The sequence below is a fragment of the Streptomyces sp. NPDC101490 genome, from assembly GCF_044767145.1.
Taxonomy (GTDB): Bacteria; Actinomycetota; Actinomycetes; order Streptomycetales; family Streptomycetaceae; genus Streptomyces.
Window position 1 is genome coordinate 555,226 of sequence record NZ_JBIWNI010000001.1, and the last position, 16,515, is coordinate 571,740.

General features: G+C 73.9%; 14 protein-coding genes. 9 read left to right on the top strand and 5 right to left on the bottom strand.

Going from position 1 to position 16,515, the window contains the following annotated elements; all coding sequences use genetic code 11:
• Positions 1-45: 45 nt before the first annotated feature.
• The 3 genes from ACIRQY_RS02190 to sigK all read right to left on the bottom strand — a co-directional run bounded on the left by ACIRQY_RS02190 (position 46) and on the right by sigK (position 2,448).
• Positions 46-726, bottom strand: a complete 681-nt coding sequence (locus ACIRQY_RS02190) for a helix-turn-helix domain-containing protein (protein ID WP_403921757.1) — start codon at positions 724-726, stop codon at positions 46-48.
• Positions 727-1,102: 376 nt separating this feature from the next.
• A complete protein-coding gene (locus ACIRQY_RS02195) occupies positions 1,103-1,855 on the bottom strand; it encodes an anti-sigma factor domain-containing protein (protein ID WP_403921758.1) in 753 nt (250 codons plus the stop codon).
• Positions 1,852-2,448, bottom strand: a complete 597-nt coding sequence (gene sigK / locus ACIRQY_RS02200) for an ECF RNA polymerase sigma factor SigK (protein WP_403921760.1) — start codon at positions 2,446-2,448, stop codon at positions 1,852-1,854. Before sigK ends, ACIRQY_RS02195 begins: the two co-directional genes overlap by 4 nt.
• Before the next feature lie 611 nt (positions 2,449-3,059).
• Between sigK and ACIRQY_RS02205 the strand changes: the two genes are divergently transcribed.
• The 5 genes from ACIRQY_RS02205 (at position 3,060) to ACIRQY_RS02225 (ending at position 8,243) form a co-directional block, all read left to right on the top strand.
• Positions 3,060-3,680: an RNA polymerase sigma factor gene (locus ACIRQY_RS02205; RefSeq protein WP_403921761.1), complete on the top strand. Its 621-nt coding sequence runs from the start codon at positions 3,060-3,062 to the stop codon at positions 3,678-3,680.
• 166 nt (positions 3,681-3,846) lie between these two features.
• Complete coding sequence (locus tag ACIRQY_RS02210) at positions 3,847-5,103, top strand: NAD(P)/FAD-dependent oxidoreductase (protein ID WP_403921763.1); 1,257 nt, start codon at positions 3,847-3,849, stop codon at positions 5,101-5,103.
• Positions 5,100-5,885: a DUF1365 domain-containing protein gene (locus ACIRQY_RS02215; RefSeq protein WP_403921765.1), complete on the top strand. Its 786-nt coding sequence runs from the start codon at positions 5,100-5,102 to the stop codon at positions 5,883-5,885. Before ACIRQY_RS02210 ends, ACIRQY_RS02215 begins: the two co-directional genes overlap by 4 nt.
• The gene (locus ACIRQY_RS02220; protein WP_403921767.1) at positions 5,882-7,300 is read left to right on the top strand and encodes a class I SAM-dependent methyltransferase; all 1,419 of its coding nucleotides are present in this window, start codon (positions 5,882-5,884) and stop codon (positions 7,298-7,300) included. Before ACIRQY_RS02215 ends, ACIRQY_RS02220 begins: the two co-directional genes overlap by 4 nt.
• Positions 7,301-7,436: 136 nt before the next feature.
• Complete coding sequence (locus tag ACIRQY_RS02225) at positions 7,437-8,243, top strand: DUF1295 domain-containing protein (RefSeq protein ID WP_403921769.1); 807 nt, start codon at positions 7,437-7,439, stop codon at positions 8,241-8,243.
• Between the two features lie 95 nt (positions 8,244-8,338).
• Here ACIRQY_RS02225 and ACIRQY_RS02230 read toward each other — a convergent pair whose 3' ends face one another.
• A complete protein-coding gene (locus ACIRQY_RS02230) occupies positions 8,339-8,779 on the bottom strand; it encodes an SRPBCC family protein (RefSeq protein WP_403921771.1) in 441 nt (146 codons plus the stop codon).
• Positions 8,780-9,007: 228 nt separating this feature from the next.
• Positions 9,008-9,988 (bottom strand): hypothetical protein, encoded by a 981-nt coding sequence (locus ACIRQY_RS02235; RefSeq protein WP_403922303.1) that lies wholly within the window; start codon positions 9,986-9,988, stop codon positions 9,008-9,010.
• On the opposite strand from ACIRQY_RS02235, the gene ACIRQY_RS02240 reads away from it, so the two are divergent.
• The 4 genes from ACIRQY_RS02240 (at position 9,924) to ACIRQY_RS02255 (ending at position 16,328) form a co-directional block, all read left to right on the top strand.
• Positions 9,924-11,477 carry an MFS transporter gene (locus tag ACIRQY_RS02240; protein ID WP_403921773.1) on the top strand — a complete coding sequence of 518 codons (1,554 nt, stop codon included), beginning with the start codon at positions 9,924-9,926 and terminating at the stop codon, positions 11,475-11,477. The two genes, ACIRQY_RS02235 and ACIRQY_RS02240, sit on opposite strands and share 65 nt — an antisense overlap.
• A 322-nt stretch (positions 11,478-11,799) precedes the next feature.
• Positions 11,800-12,177 carry a hypothetical protein gene (locus tag ACIRQY_RS02245; protein WP_403921775.1) on the top strand — a complete coding sequence of 126 codons (378 nt, stop codon included), beginning with the start codon at positions 11,800-11,802 and terminating at the stop codon, positions 12,175-12,177.
• Positions 12,178-12,213: 36 nt separating this feature from the next.
• Positions 12,214-12,624 (top strand): hypothetical protein, encoded by a 411-nt coding sequence (locus ACIRQY_RS02250; RefSeq protein WP_403921777.1) that lies wholly within the window; start codon positions 12,214-12,216, stop codon positions 12,622-12,624.
• 479 nt (positions 12,625-13,103) lie between these two features.
• Positions 13,104-16,328 carry a SpaA isopeptide-forming pilin-related protein gene (locus ACIRQY_RS02255; RefSeq protein ID WP_403921779.1) on the top strand — a complete coding sequence of 1,075 codons (3,225 nt, stop codon included), beginning with the start codon at positions 13,104-13,106 and terminating at the stop codon, positions 16,326-16,328.
• The last annotated feature ends 187 nt before the right edge of the window (positions 16,329-16,515 follow it).

A 16,515-nucleotide genomic window follows, 5' to 3' on the forward strand; every position in this document is an offset into this window, starting at 1 on the left:
GCGGCTCGACGGAGCCGTATCTGCCCGCCACTTGCTCCCCGGAGATCAGAGAGGAGCGGGTGGCGGGCAGGTGAGGAGCACGTACAGCACGGCCGTCCACACTCCGGCGGCGGTGGCCGACCGACGCCATCTGCGCCGTCGCCCGGGTGAGACGGGGTCAGGCGGCGAGCCGACCGCGAGACCGATGACACGCCCCCGGGGCGCCGGGGCAGGGATCGGTGTCTGTGTCTGTGTCGAGGTCGACGGGATCAGGACCGGGACCGGGACCGGGACCGACTGGGAAGGGGCCCCCGAGGGCAGAGCGGGCCGACGGCGAGTGTCCGGGACCGGTGGGACATGAGCGCCCGAGGGTGGGGAGGCGTGAAGGTGCGGGAGCGGGCGCGTAGCAGTGTCGTGCGGCCGTCCGGCGCGCTCCGCGCTCCGGCGTGCCCGTACGAGTGCCGTGGGCGTGCGGGGGACCCGGGCGGTCCGGGCGTCCTCGGCCTGTCCGAGCCCTCGGAGGAAGGCGGAGTACGCCTCTCCACGGCGCCCGTTGGGCGAGGTGCGGCCTGATTCCCAGGACCGCACCGTCGTGACGGTGACGCCGAAGGCCTCGGCTACCTGCCTTTCGGACAGCTGCCACGTCTGGCGCAGGCGCCGCCGCTCGTCGGGGGCGGGCAGTGCTCCCGCTCCGGTCCGGCGACGGCGGAGGCGGGGCAGTGGTTCGGTGTGTGCGTCGATCGTCATGACAGTAGGACATTCGATTTCGGGTGATGTGATGAAGATCCGTCATATTCGCTCGAATGTCGTAGGGGTGAGGGTGGCGGAGAGTTCCGGGCCGGCTCTCCGTCGGCGGGTGCGACCCGGACGGACGGCTCTCGGTAACCCGTCAGGAGCCGGTGACTTCGACGGTTTCGGCGGGCGGGCGGGTCAGGGGCTGGAGGCTCGTGACGGCATGGTCGGCACCGGGGATGCCGGGGATGCCGGGGTGGACAGGGGCGGACGAGAACGGGTCGGGGCCGGGACCGGCCGCTTGGCACCGGGGCCGGGCACCTTGCTGCGGGTGCCCGGCCGTGCGGGTGCCCGGCTGTTCGTATGCCCGGCCGTTCGCGTGGCACAGGGGTCAGGAGGGGAGCGCGAGGAGGAGCAGCGGCTGCGTGGTGGGCTGTGCGGACCCTCCGGCGGGTTCGACCGTGAGGCCGACCGCCGTGGCCCCCGAGGGGTCGCCGTCGAGGACGACGGTGCCGTCGCCGTGGACGAGCCCGGCCGGGTGCATGCTGCCTCCCCTGGCGAGCCACAGCTGGTAGGTGCGGCCCGCCGCCGGGGTGGGGAGGCCGCTGGCGGTGAAGACCGCCGCCCGTCGGTTGTCCGAGGACACGACCGTGGTGAGGGCTCCTCCGGTGGTCCGCCCGTGCACGGCACGGGCGTCGGGTGCGGCGAGGACGGAACCGGCCGTGTCGAGCCGTTGTTCCGCCCGCTGGGACTGCTCCCGGGCCTGCTCGCCCCGCTGGTGCTGCCAGGTGGCGACGCCCGCGAGGGAGACGGCGGCGGTGACACTGGCGGCGAGGGCGAGCGGCACGGCCTTCCCGCGCAGCCGCCGTGCGAGGCCGGCCGTCGGGCGGGCCACGTCCACCGGCGGCGGCAGCTGCCGTACGCCGTCCACGGCGGCCAGGGTCCGCTGCTTGAGGCCGTCCGGCGGCGTCCGGCCCGTGGCCGCGGCGAGCCGGGCCGCGGTCGCCTCGAACTCGGCCACGTCCCTGCGGCAGTCCTCGCAGTGCGGCAGATGGGTGCCGAAGTCGTCGTGCTCGGTCGGTTCGAGGGCGTGGAGGGCGTAGGCGGCGGCGAAGGTGTGGACGTCGGAGCGGTGCTGTTTCACGTGGTCACCCCCATGCAGTCGCGGAGGCGGATCAGGCCGTCGCGCATACGTGTCTTGATGGTGGGAAGCGGTGTGCTCAGGGTCTGGGCGACCTCACGGTAGGTGAGCCCCCCGTAGTAGGCCAGGGTCACGGCCTGGCGCTGGATCTCGGTGAGTCCGCGCAGACAGCGGCGGACCTGCTCGCTCTCCAGCCGGGTCTCGACCTGCTCGGCGACCTCGTCGAAGGCGGTGGTGTGCTCGCGGGCGGCGCGGGCCTGCTCCCGGTCGGACGCGGCCTGCGCGGAGCGGACCCGGTCGACGGCCCGCCGGTGGGCGATCGTCGCCGCCCAGGTGGTGACGCGGCCCGCCTCGGGCCGGTACCGCGCGGCCTGCCGCCACACCTCGATCATGACCTCCTGGGTGACCTCCTCGGACTGGGCCCGGTCGCGCACGACCTTGAGCACGATGCCGAAGACGAGCGGTGCGACGGCGTCGTAGAGGGTGGCGAAGGCGGCCTTGTCGCCCTGGGCCACCTGCCGCATGACGTCGGACAGGTCGCTCCGCTCGCTCCGCGCGCTCGTGTCGCGGGAGCCGGAGGAGAGAGGACGCGTCACCGGCCGCACTCCGGGTGTCCGGGGCGGTGCGGGCGGTGGCGGTGCGGAGGGCGGCCGTCCGGGGCGGCCCTTCGGAGGCGGTGTGTCCAGCGCATGGTGGTCCTCGGTGGGTGGGGCGGTCCGGGACCGCCGTACGGGCGGCCCGGCGGCGTCTCGGGTTCGGTCTCCGTCGACTCTTCGGAGCCGACGCGCCTCCGGATGGCGGCGGGTTCGGCGTATCTCCGTGGGCGGGACGTTCTTCCGGAAGCCTCTTTCGGGTGGACCGTCCGCTTCACGGGTGGACCGCCCCACTCCGTAGGCGGTCGTCCGCTCCGTCCCTGGACCGCCGACCCCGCACGTCTTCCGCCGACCCCGCATGTGCTCCGCCGACTCCGTACGTGTTCCGTCCGCTCCGCCCCGGACCGTCCGCTCGGTCGTGGACCGTGCCCGGCCGCACCGGATGTGCGGCGCCCGTCACCCCGCCCCGTACCGCCGCCCTCGGTATCGATGCGGAAACGGTGCGATTTGAGTCGGGTGCTCCGTGGGCCGGACGGTGAGAGGACACGGGGCCGGTCAGGTCCCGCCGACCGCCCCGGTGGACGTCCGCGCCACCGCCCGGAGGAGGAACCGTCATGACCGCACACCGGACGACCTGCGGCCCCGGTACCGCGACGGAGCCCCTCCCCCTGCGCGCCCCGGGCGAGGGCGAAGCCGCCGATACGATCGCGCGGGGCCTGGTCCAGGGCGACGAGCGCTGCCTGGACGCCGCCTACCACCGCTGGGGCGGCCTCGTGCACAACCTCGCCGCGCGCGCACTCGGCGACGTACGCGAGGCGGAGGACGTCACCCAGCAGGTGTTCGTCGCCGCCTGGCGCGGCCGGGCCAACTTCCGCCCCGACCTGGGCAGCCTCCCCGCCTGGCTCGTCGGCATCACCCGCCGGAAGACCGCCGACGCCCTGACCGCCCGCACCCGCCGCACCGAACTCGCCTCGGTCCTCGGCTCCGCCCTCCAGCACGAGACCGGGACCACCGGGGAACCCGAGCGGGTCCTCGACCGGCTGCTCGTCACCGAGGAACTGGCCCGGCTGCCCCGCGTCCAGCGCGACGTCCTGACCCTGGCCTACTTCGCCGACCTGACCCAGATCCAGATCGCCGACCGCACCGGCCTGCCCCTCGGCACGGTCAAGAGCCACGCCCGCCGGGGCCTCCGGAGCATGCGCCACAACCTGGCCCCCGCCGCCACCGGCGGGTGAGCCCGCGCGGACGGCCGGACCGGCCCGCCGCGCCCGCCGCCCGGCCACGACCGGGGGCCGCCCGCCCCGCCCGGCCCGTCCGGCGGCCCGCGGGCTCCGAACCATCAGCAGAAGCACGGGCCGCCGCCGGGAACGGACGGCAGCCGTCACACGAGGGGTGGAGACGATGAACCGACGAAGCGTCGCCGTGGTGGGGTCGGGGGTGGCGGGACTCACCGCCGCCCACGTCCTGTCCCGCGCGTACGACGTGGTCCTCTACGAGTCGGAGAACCGGCTCGGCGGACACGCGCACACCCATGAACTGCCCGCCCCCGAAGGCGGCACCCTCCAGGTGGACACCGGCTTCATCGTCCACAACGACCGCACCTACCCCCACCTCCTGCGCCTCTTCCGCGAGCTGGACGTCACCACCCAGGACTCCGAGATGAGCATGTCCGTCCGCTGCGACGGATGCGGACTGGAGTACGCGGGCGCGCGCGGGCTCCGCGGCCTCCTCGGCGGCGGCAACGCCCTCCGGGGCCGTCACCTCCTGACGCTCGCCGACGTCCCGCGCTTCCACCGCGCCGCGCGTCGGCTGCTCGCCGCCGACGACACCACCCGCACCCTCGGCGACTTCCTCCGCGACCACCGGTTCTCCGCCCACTTCGTCAGCCACTTCGCGGTCCCGCTCGTCGCCGCCGTCTGGTCGTGCGCCCCCGACACGGCGCTGCGCTACCCGGCCGCGTACCTGTTCCGCTTCCTCGACCACCACGGACTCCTCTCGGTCACCGGCTCGCCGCGGTGGAGGACCGTCACCGGCGGTTCCGTCGCCTACGTCGAACGCGTCGCCAAGTCCCTCGCCTCGGTCCGCACCGCGACCCCGGTGCACGCCGTGGTGCGCGGCGCCGACCGGGCGACCGTCGTCACCGCCGACGGGGAGTCCGCCGAACACACGGCCGTCGTCCTCGCCGTCCACCCCGACCAGGCCCTGCGCCTCCTCGCCGACCCCACCGCACAGGAACGGCGCGTCCTCGGCGCCTTCACGTACTCCCGCAACCCGACCGTCCTGCACCGCGACACCTCACTGCTGCCGCGCTCGCCCCACGCCCGCGCCTCCTGGAACTACTGGCTCCCCTCGTGCACCGCCCGCCCCGACGCCGTACAGGTCAGCTACGACATGAACCGGCTCCAGCGGCTGCCCACCGACGAACCCCACATCGTCACGCTCAACCCCGGCGACCGCGTCGACGAGTCCACCGTCCTCGCCCGCATGACCTACGAACACCCCGTCTACACCCCCGAGTCCGTCGCCGCCCAGCGGCTTCTGCCCACCCTTGACAGCCCCGTCACCGCCTACGCGGGCGCCTACCACGGCTGGGGCTTCCACGAGGACGGCTGCCGCTCCGGCGTCACGGCCGCCCGGAGCCTGGGGGTGGACTGGTGACCACCCCCACGCCCGTGCCCCGCGCCCCGGACGCCGTCGCCGCCGCCGCGCCGTCCGTACCCGCCCTGTACGAGACCGAGATCGCCCACACCCGCGTCACCCCCTTCCGGTACGCCCTGCGCCACCGCACCTACATGTGGCTGGTCGACCTCGACGACCTGCCCGTGCTCCCCGTCCCGCTGCGGCCCCTCGCCCGCTTCGACCCGCGCGACCACTTCGACGGCGACGCCCCCACCCTGCGCGCCGGTCTCGACGCAAGGCTCGCCGCCCACGGGGTCCACGACGCCGACGGACACGTCCTGATGCTCACCCACGCGCGCGTACTCGGGCACGTCTTCAACCCGCTCACCCTGTACTGGTGCCACGACCGCGTCGGACGTCCCGTCTGCGTCGTCGCGGAGGTCCACAACACGTACGGCGGACGCCACTGCTACGTCCTGCGCCCCGACGCGCGGGGCCGCGCCGAGACCGCCAAACAGTTCTACGTCTCGCCGTTCCTCGACGTCGAGGGCGTCTACCGGATGCGGCTCCCGCTCCCCGGCGACCGCCTCGACCTCACCGTCCAGCTCCGCCACCCGGACGGCACCCGCCCCCTGACCGCCACCGTCCGGGGCGTCCACCGGCCCGCCGGAACCCGGAACCTGCTCGCCGCCGCCCTGCGGCACCCCTGGCCGACCCTCGGGGTCTCGGCCGGCATCCGGCGCCACGGCATCCGCCTGTACCTCAAGGGGCTCCCCGTCCGCCCCCGTCCCACCCACTCGCCCGAGGAGGGCACCCCGTGACCCTGTCGCTCCCCCCGGCCACCCCCGTCGCGCCGACGGGACCCGTCCGGATCGACCCCGAGCGCTGGCCCGACGTCGCCCGGCCGCCCCGGGCGTCCGCCGCGCGCACCGCCGTCGCCCGCCACCTCGTCGGCCGGGCCTTCGCCCGGCTGCCGCTGCGGGTCCGGACCGCCACCGACACGCCCCCCGTCCCCGGGCGGCGCGAAGCCCCGGGCACCGTTCCGGCCCGGGGGACCCACGGCCCCGCGCCCCTCGTCCCCGGGCGGCGGGCGGCCGGGGACGGGGGGCCGACCCCCCTCCCCGGGCGCGGCGAGCCCGCCGTACCGACCCTCGTGCTCCACGACCCCGACGCGTTCCACCGCCGCATCGGCGCCGACGGTCTCATCGGCTTCGGGGAGTCGTACATGGCCGGGGAATGGGACGCCGACGACCTCGTCGGCGTCCTCACCGTCCTCGCCCGGCACGTCGACGACCTCGTGCCCGCCCCCCTGCGCCGACTGCGCGGAGCCTGGGTCAGCCGCAGGCCCACCGCCGACCGCAACACCCCCGACGGGGCCCGCGAGAACATCCACCGCCACTACGACCTCTCCAACGACCTCTTCGCGCTCTTCCTCGACCCGGGCCTCAGCTACTCCTCCGCCGTCTTCGACCCCCTCCCCGACACGCCCGGGATCCTTCCCGACGCGGAGTTCACCGCCGCCCAGCACCGCAAGATCGACCGGCTCCTCGACCTGACCGGCACCGGCCCCGGCACCCGGCTCCTGGAGATCGGTACCGGCTGGGGCGAACTCGCCGTCCGCGCCGCGCTGCGCGGTGCCCAGGTCCGTACGGTCACCCTCTCCGAGGAACAGCTCGCCCTCGCCCGGCAGCGCGTGGTGCGGGCCGGGGTCGCCGACCGCGTCACCGTCGAACTCCTCGACTACCGGGACGTCCGGGGCCACTACGACGCCGTCGTCAGCGTCGAGATGATCGAAGCCGTCGGCGCCGAGTACTGGCCGGACTACTTCACCGCCCTGCGGCGCCTCCTCGCCCCCGGCGGCCGGATCGGACTCCAGGCCATCACCATGCCGCACGAGCGGATGCTCGCCACCGCCCGCACCCATACCTGGATCAGCAAGTACGTGTTCCCCGGCGGCCTCATCCCCTCACCGGAGGCCCTCGCCCGCGAGAGCACCGCCGCCGGACTGCGCGTCACCCACGACACCGGCTACGGCGACCACTACGCCGAGACCCTCCGGCAGTGGCGCGCCCGCTTCCTCCGCGAGGCGGACGCCGTCGACGCCCTCGGCTTCGACCGGGTCTTCCGGCGCCTCTGGGAGTTCTACCTCGCCTACTCCGAGGCCGGGTTCCGGTCCCACTACCTCGACGTCCGCCAGCTCCTGCTCACCGCCGACACCCCGGAGGACACCCGATGAGCCCGCCCGCCGCCCGGCGCCCGCCGGACCCCCGCCCGCCGGGGGGCACACGAAGCCCTGCCCGGGGCACGCGAAGCCCGGCCGGGGGCACGCGAAGCCAGGCTCGGGACAGGCGAAGCCCGGTCGGGGGCACGTCATGACCGCCGTCGACGCCGGGGCCCTCGGCACCGTGCTGGCCGCCTCGGCGGTCACGGCCCTCACCGTCATGCTGGTGGCCTTCGCCTTCGGGACCGCGCGGGGCCTGCACCGGTACGTGGACGTCGCCTGGGGCCTCGCCTTCGCCGCCGTCGCCGCAGTGTCCTGGACCCTCGCGGCCGGGCACGGCGACAACGCGCGCCGCACCGCCGTCGCCCTGGCCACCGTCGTCTGGGGACTGCGGCTCGCCCTCCACATCGCCCGGCGCGGGCGCGGCCACGGCGAGGACCCCCGGTACGCCCGGATGCTCGCCCGCGCCCGGGGCAACCCCACGCTCCACGCCCTGCGCACGGTCTATCTGCTCCAGGGCGCCCTCGTCTGGCTCGTCTCCCTGCCCGTCCAGGTCGCGGTCCTGCTCCCCGGCCCCCTGGGGTTCACGGGACTGCTGGGCCTCGGCGTCTGGGCGGTGGGTCTCGCCTTCGAGGCGGTGGGGGACCACCAGCTCGCCCGCTTCAAGGCCGATCCGGCGCACCGGGGCCGGGTGATGGACCGGGGACTGTGGAGCTGGACCCGGCACCCCAACTACTTCGGGGACTTCCTCGTCTGGTGGGGCCTCTACCTGACCGCCTGCGCCACCTGGCAGACCGCACTCCTCACCCTGGTCTCGCCGCTCGTGATGAGCGGTCTGCTCATCTGGGGCAGCGGCAAGCGGCTCCTGGAGGCGCACATGGCCGACCGCCCCGGGTACGCCGACTACCTGGCCCGCACCAGCGGCTTCTTCCCCCGGCCGCCCGCCCGCGACGGCTGACCGGGGGGACCCGGGCGGAGGTCACCGACCCGGCGGGCTGTGTAAAACGACGCGTGAACGATGCGGATCGTGGACCCCCGCGGCGGTGGCCGTCCTCAGGACGACCGTGCCTCGGCGGCGGCCGGAAGACGCGCGGACACCCCGTCGGCCAGCCGCTCGAACTCCGCCCGCAGGAAGGGGGCGGCAAGCCGGGCGAGACCTTTGAACGCGAGGGACGCCCGGTAGGTCAGCCGGGTGTCCGTCCCCTCGTCCACGAACCGGAGGTCGTCGACGGCGGTCACCGTCCGGTTCTCCCCGACGAACACGAGCCGCGCGGGTTCGCGGACGGTGAGCCAGTACTCCAGCTCGGTCGTACGGTCCCGGAAGCGCGAGGTGTTGTGCCACCGGGCGCCGGGCCCCACCGGCCCCCCGTCCAGCCGCGCACAGCGGACGGTTCCGGGGTCCCACTCCTCGGTATGGGCGAAGTCCTCCAGATACGCGACCAGTTCGGGCAAGGGGCGACGCACCACGAACGTACGCTCCACGCGGATCACCACACGGTCCTCCTTCATCGTGTACGGGCGCCGGACGGCTCCCGCACACCGGTGCTTCCCGTCCGGCGGCGGCCCCGGATGCACCCCGCCGCCACCGGACGCACCTCGCCACCGGACGCCCCGGACCGCCTCCGACGCTTCCGCCCCGGACCGCCCCCGATACGGTCCGTGCCGGACCGCCTCCGGTACCGTCCGTGCCGGACCGCGCAGGCTCCGGCACCGTCCGTGCCGCTACGGGTGGCGCCACCACCAGCGTTCGAGCTCATGGGCCTCCGTGAACTCCTCCGGGACGGCGTAGGGCGACTCGCGGGCGAAGTCCAGCACGCCGGTGCGCTCCACCACCGCCCGCAGCTCGCGCACCGCGGGCAGCGCGGCGAGCTCCTCGACGTCGAACGGACAGCCCCCGGGACCGCCCAGCAGGACCTCGCACCCGAACCCGTACCACCAGCCGACGAGTTCACCGTCGCCGTCCCGCTCGGCGGCGACCGCGACCTCCCGGACCACCTCGATCAGCGGGACCCGGCCGGGCGGAACCGCGTCCGCGCCCCGCAGCTCACCGGCGTCCACCAGCCGCCTCCACAGGGCGGTCCCGGCGTCGCAGTACAGGAACGGCGGATCGGCGTAGCCGTCCTCCAGCCAGTCGCCGTACCCCTCGAACCCCGGATCGTCCTCGTCGCGGGCGTCGTGCTCGTCGTGCTCGCGCAGCGCGGTGAAGCCGTCGAGCGCGGTGAACCACCCCGAGCGCTCCGCGTGGTCGGGATGCCGGTCGAGGGGGAGGCGGTACGTGTGGCGGCGGCGCAGCAGCGCGTCCATCACACGGAAGTGGGTGAACGAGCAGTCGTGGCCGTCCTGGAAGCGGTACAGCGCGCGGAACCAGTCGCGGGGGCGCGGGTCGTCGGCCGCCGCGTACCGGTCGAGAAGGCGGACCGAGTCCGCCACCAGGTCTTCGATCAGGTGCTCGGACATCTGCTTCCCCTCCGGCGGCGTGGCGCCACCGTACCGGCCCGTCCGTCCGTGGGCGTCGCCGGGCCAGCTGGTGCGGAAGCCCCCGGGCGGGGCCACACTGGGCAGGGTGAGCAACGGGCCGGAGACGGGACCGGGAACGCGCGCCGCGCACGGGGCGGAGGCGCGGAGCCCCCGCAGGACCATGGCCCTCGCGGCGATGATGTTCGCGGTGGCGATGACGTTCATCGACCAGACGATCGTCTCCATCGCCGCCCCCGAGATCGTGCGCGAACTGGGCCTCAGCAGCTCCGGGATGCAGTGGGTCGTCAACGCGTACCTGCTCGCCCTGGCCGCGTTCTTCGCCCTGGGCGGTCGTCTCGCCGACCTGTACGGCCCCCGGCGGGTCGTCGTCGCGGGAACGCTCGTCTTCGTGATCGCCTCGGTCCTGTGCGGCTGCGTCCCCTCCGGCGCCCACGCGCAGACCTGGCTCATCGTCTTCCGGGCCGTCCAGGGGCTCGGCGCGGCCCTGCTCTTCCCCGCGGCGCTCGCGGTGGTGGTGGCGGTCTTCCCGGTGGAGCGGCGCGGCCGGGCCCTCGCCCTGTTCTTCGGGGTCTCCGGCGCGCTGACCGCCCTCGGGCCGCTGCTCGGAGGCTGGCTCACCGCCTCCTGGACCTGGCGGGCCGTCTTCTGGGTCAACGTCCCGGTCGCCCTGGTGGCCCTGGTCCTCACCGCCCGCGCGCACATCCGGGACCGGCCGCGCACCGGCACCCTCGACGTCCCCGGCGCGGTCCTCGTCGCCGTGGGCATGGGCCTGAGCGTGCTGGGCTTCCAGCAGGCGTGGTCGTGGGGCTGGGGCAGCTGGGCGACCTGGCTGTGCGTCGTCGGCGGACTCGCCGTCCTGTACGTCTTCGTCCGGTACGAGCGGGGGGTCCGCCATCCCCTGATCGATCTGCGGGTCTTCCGCGACAAGGCGTTCACGGTCGACACGGTCGTGCTGTTCTTCGCGATGCTGGCCTTCGTCCCGGTGTTCTTCTTCTCCTCGGTGTACGCGCAGGTCTCCCTCGGCGCCTCGCCGAACCAGGCGGCCCTGTTCCTGCTGTACTTCTTCGTCGGCTTCGCCCTCGCGTCCCAGTGGGGCGGCCGCATCCTCGACAAGCGAGGTCCGCGCCGGTCGCTCCTGGTGGGGACGGTCCTCGGCGCGGTCGGCTTCGCCCTGTGGGCCCACCGGCTGACCCATCTGTCCATGCACGACCAGTGGCCGTACGTCGTCCTCGCGGGCGCGGGCATCGGTTTCGTCCTCGCCCCGGCCTCGACGGACGCGGTCAACCGGGCCATCGGCGCCTCGTACGGCGAGGTCACTGGCATCACCCAGACGGTCCGCAACTACGCGGCCAGCGTGGGCCTGGCGGTCTTCGGCACGCTTCTGAGCCGGGCGACGACGGAGAACGTCACGGACACGCTGCGTGCGCGGGGCGTCTCCCCGGACCTCGCGGAACGGGTGGCGCGCGGTGTCAGCGACTCCGTGTCCGGGCACGGCGGTTCGGCGCCGCCCCCCGGCACGGGCCCGGTCGCCACGGCGACGCGGGACGCCGTGGCCGCGATCCGCATGGACTTCGCGCAGGCCAACCAGTGGGTGTTCTACGGCATGGCCATCGCCCTCGGTCTGGCCTTCCTGGCCGCCCTGCGCCACCCCGGCGGAAAGGGCACACCACTGGAGCCCGGGGAACGCGCGGGGGAACCGGGCCCCGCGCGTTAGAAAAGCTGAACCGTCCTGATCGTGCGGGTGCGGGTGCGGGTGCGGGTGCGGGTGCCGGTGCGGGAGCCGGTGCCGGTCGGGTCCGCCGGACGGCCGGAACCGGGCCGCGCTCTCCGCCGCCGCCCTGCTCTCCGCGCTCGCGGCTGTCCTGGCCGGTCCCGCCCCGGCGTCGGCCCGCGCGACCGCCTGCTGCAACGACGGGTGCGACGGGCACGACCCCAACGTCCGGACCTGGCAGAGCGGCCCCGCCACGGCGTCCGGCCCCCACGACCACGGCAGCGGCTTCACCGTCGAACTGCGCAAGGGCACCACGGACGGCGACGTGTTCGCGCGGGGCCGCGCCCGGTACCCCGACGGCGGCATCGGATTCGAGTACGGCACGTACGTCGAGCGCTGCCGCCTCGACGGCACCATCTGCGAGATCCTGCCGGGCAGGACGCTCGGCACCAGCGGCTGGACGGCCTCCGGCGGCACCAACTACAGCCAGACGCACACCCCGATGTACTACGACCCGTCCGACCGCAAGGTCCGCGCCTGCCGCTACCACCACAACACCAACGACCCCTGGAAGAGGTGCACGGGTTGGGCCCGACATACCCGGCGGGGGAGCGGAACCCGCCTCGCGGGGCCGGTGACCGCCCGAATTCCCCCTCCCGGGGCGCCCGGTCGGCCGCTGTCGTCCGTCCGGGGGTTCTCCTAAGGTGAGCCCCCGGACGAGTACGAGGGGGAAGCTCCAGTGGAAGCAGAGATCATGGCTCTGGCGGGGACGGCAGGGACGGCGTTCGTGACGCTGCTGGCGACCGACGCGTGGAACACGGTGCGGGACGGCGTGGTGGACATGTGGCGACGCGCCCGGCCGGAGCGCGCCGCCGACATCTCCGCCGAACTCGACTCCACACGCGAGGAGTTGCTCAGGGCGCGTACCGAGGGCGACCAGGAGACCGAGGCCGACCTCCGGGGCGAGTGGCGGGGCAGGGTCCGCAGGCTGCTCGTCGAGCACCCCGAGGCCGCCGAGGAGCTACGGGACCTCCTGGCCCGGTGGGAGCCCGCCGCGCCACAGACCCCGGCCGTCACCCAGCACGCGACCGCCTCCGACCGAGCACGCGTCTACCAGGCCGGCCGAGACATCCACCTGGGACAGCAGTGAGCGGCCGCACCGAGGGCCGGGCCTGAAGGGGGGACGAGCTGCCGATGCCGGGCCGGGCGAGCGGGGCTCCGGCTCCTCCTCTCCGACTTCGACGGTCGGTGAACCCCCTCCGAGGACCTTCGGGTCGGCAAGGTGGCCCTGTCGCTTCCGCCATGGAGCAGGGCACCCGACCCGCTCCCGGATGCGGGCCGCTTCGTGGCCGCTGGCGTCAGGGGCGCCGGGAACGATGTCCGTCACGCGCGGGTCCGGCGCTGTGGAGAGCGCTGGGCCCCAGCACCCGGTGGACCGAGGGAGCGGCCGAGGCAGGCCCGTACGGATCGAGCGGGTGAACCGAGGCAGGGCCCGGGTGGTGGGAGGCCGGGCTCGCCTCCGCCATCCGGCCGTCTCCCGTCATACCTGGCGGTGACACCGTGCCACGGGCGGATCAATACCCGTCACCGTGCGTGGCCCCCTGTGCCGGGGGAACCGAGACTCGCGCCATGACTCAGCACTCCCCAGGGCGCCCCGGGCGCCGCCGCCGAAGGGCCGGTTCGGCCGCACTCTCCGGTGCCGTCGTCCTCGCCGCCCTTCCCGCGCTCCTCCTCGGCCCCGGCGCCACGGCCGCGAGCGCGGCTCCGCTGCCCGGCGGGCTCGGACCCTGCGTCCCCGGCTCCTGCCCCGCGGACTTCCCCGGCATCAACAACGGCCCCATCGCCGGCCGTGACAACGCGGTCAACATCTTCGTGGGGAACGACTTCCTCGTCCGGGGCCGGGCGGCCGAGGCCGAGGGCCGGGTCGTCGTCCTCGACACCTTCGACCAGAGCAAGGACGCCGGAGCCTCCGCGCTCTACAACCTCGGCATCGTCGGTGTCGGCTCCCGGGTCCCGCCGCCCACGGACGCGGACTTCCTCACCACCGGCGGCAACATCACCATCGCCGCGGGCCAGCGCCTGGAGACCACCGGCGGCGTCCCCGGCGAGAAGGGGACCGTACGCCACGAGGGCACCGTCACCGGCACCGTGGTCGGCACCCTCGTCCAGGACGGGAACGCCACCGCCCCGTACGCCGGACTGCGCGACAGCCTCACCGCGGCCAGCAGCTGCTACGCCCGCGTCGACGGCGCGCCCAGGACCCCCACGGGCACCGCCGTGAACCAGGGCGGCCAGACGCTGTTCACGGGTGACGGGACCTCGCCGATCCAGGTCTTCAACGCCGACTTCAACCTCACCGGCCCGACCGGCGGACAGCAGGGCATCGTCTTCGCGGGCATCCCCGCCGGAGCGACGATCCTCGTCAACGTGCTCGGCGCCAACCGTACGATCAGCACGTACAGCGGAGGCATCGACGACGCCGCCGACCCGCTGAACGCCTACCGCGAGCGCCTGCTGTGGAACTTCCCCGACGCCACCTCGGTCCGCCTCGAGGGCACCGGACAGTTCCAGGGCAGCGTCCTCGTCGGTGACCAGTCGTCGATGGCGACGGTCACGCTGCCGGGCCTCAACGGGCGCTTCTTCACGACCGGTTCGCTCACCCACACCAGCTCCGCCACGGGCGGCGGCGGCCAGGAGTTCCACGCCTACCCCTTCAACGGTGACCTGCCCGACTGCGGCACCCCCGTCCCGACGACCGGTGACGTCAAGGTCGTGAAGACGGACTCCGCGACCGGTGACCCGCTGGCGGGCGCCACCTTCCAGCTGTGGCACGAGACCAACGGCGTCAGTGGTCTGCAGACCACCGGCGCGACCCCGGACACCCAGGTCGGCACGCCCTGCGTGACGGGCGCCGACGGCGTCTGCGGACGGGTCGTGGAGACGGGTACCTATTACTGGCAGGAGACAGCCGCTCCGGCTGGCTATGATCTGCCGTCGCCCGCCGTGTTCGGCCCGCTGGTGCTGACCGCGCAGAACGCCTCGGACGGCGTCTCCGTGACCGCCGCGAACACCGCGACTCCCCTTCCGACGACCGGTGCCGTCAAGGTCGTGAAGACGGACTCGGAGAGTGGGGACCCGCTGGCGGGTGCGACTTTCCAGTTGTGGGAGGAGACCAATGGTGTGAGTGGTCTTCAGACCACAGGAGCCAATCCCGACACGACGGTCGGTGGGCCGTGTGTGACGGGTGCGGACGGTGTCTGCTCGCGGACTCTGGAGACGGGTACCTATTACTGGCAGGAGACGGCCGCTCCGGCGGGTTATGACTTGCCGTCGCCCGCTGTGTTCGGTCCGCTGGTGCTGACTGCGGCGAACGCTGCGGACGGTGTGTCGGTGACCGCCGTGAACACCCGTACTCCCGTTCCGACGACCGGTGCTGTGAAGGTGGTCAAGACGGACGCGCTCACGGGTGCGCCGTTGTCGGGTGCGACCTTCCAGTTGTGGGAGGAGACCAATGATGTGCCCGGTCTTCAGACCGGTGGCGCCGACCCGGACACCACGATCGGCGGGCCGTGCGTGACCGGTGCCGATGGTGTCTGCTCGCGCACTCTGGAGACGGGTACCTATTACTGGCAGGAGACGGCCGCACCGCCGGGTTACGACCTGCCGTCGCCCGCTGTGTTCGGTCCGCTGGTGCTGACTGCGGCGAACGCTGCGGACGGTGTGTCCGTGACCGCCGCGAACTCCCGTACTCCTGTTCCGACGACGGGTGCCGTCAAGGTCGTGAAGACGGACTCGGAGACCGGCGACCCGTTGTCGGGGGCGACCTTCCAGCTGTGGGAGGAGACCAACGGCGTGGCTGGTCTTCAGACCGGTGGTGCGAACCCCGACACGACGGTGGGTGCGTCGTGTGTGACGGGTGCGGACGGTGTCTGCTCGCGGACCGTGGAGACGGGTACGTATTACTGGCAGGAGACGGCCGCTCCGGCTGGCTATGATCTGCCGTCGCCCGCTGTGTTCGGCCCGCTGGTGCTGACTGCGGCCAACGCTGCGGACGGTGTGTCCGTGACCGCCGTGAACACCCGTACTCCTGTGCCGACGACCGGTGCTGTGAAGGTGGTCAAGACGGACGCGCTCACGGGTGCGCCGTTGTCGGGTGCGACCTTCCAGCTGTGGGAGGAGACCAATGATGTGCCCGGTCTTCAGACCGGTGGCGCCTACCCGGACACCACGATCGGCGGGCCGTGCGTGACCGGCCTCAACGGTGTCTGCTCGCGGACCGTGGAGACGGGTACGTACTACTGGCAGGAGACGGCCGCTCCGGCGGGTTACGACCTGCCGTCGCCCGCCGTGTTCGGCCCGCTGGTGCTGACCGCGGAGAACGCCTCGGACGGCGTGTCCGTGACCGCCTCCAACAGCCGCACCCCCATCCCGCCGGGCAAGGGAGAGGTCAAGCTCGTCAAGACCGACGCCGACAGCCACGCGCCGCTGCCGGGCGCGACGTTCGAGCTGTGGGAGGAGACCAACGGCGTGACCGGTCTGCAGACCGGCGGCGCCGACCCCGACACGAAGATCGGCACCCCGTGCACGACCAGCTCGGCGGGCCAGTGCTCCTTCGACGACCTCGAACACGGCACGTACTACCTGCGGGAGACCGCCGTACCCGACGGGTACGTCCTGCCCGCCGACCCGGTCACGGGCCCGTACGTGGTCTCCGCCGCGCACGAGGTCGTGGTCGCCCGGGTCTCCAACAAGCGCGGCGAGAAGCCGTGCGAGCCCACCGGCTACGGCGACGAGGGCTACGGGGACGAGGGCTACGGCAGCAAGGGCTACGGCGACTGCCCCACGACGGCCTGACCGTCACGCCAGGCCCGGCCGTCATGTCCCGGCCGGGTGCCCGTACCGGACGGCCTGACCGCCGTCCGGCCGGGAGTCCATGAAGGAAGGGCCCGGCCGCCGACCGGCCGGGCCCCCCTCCTCGTCCGGTTCTCCGGCGGGCATCCGCCCCAGGACGGTTCCGACCGTTCCCGGGGCGGACGCCCGC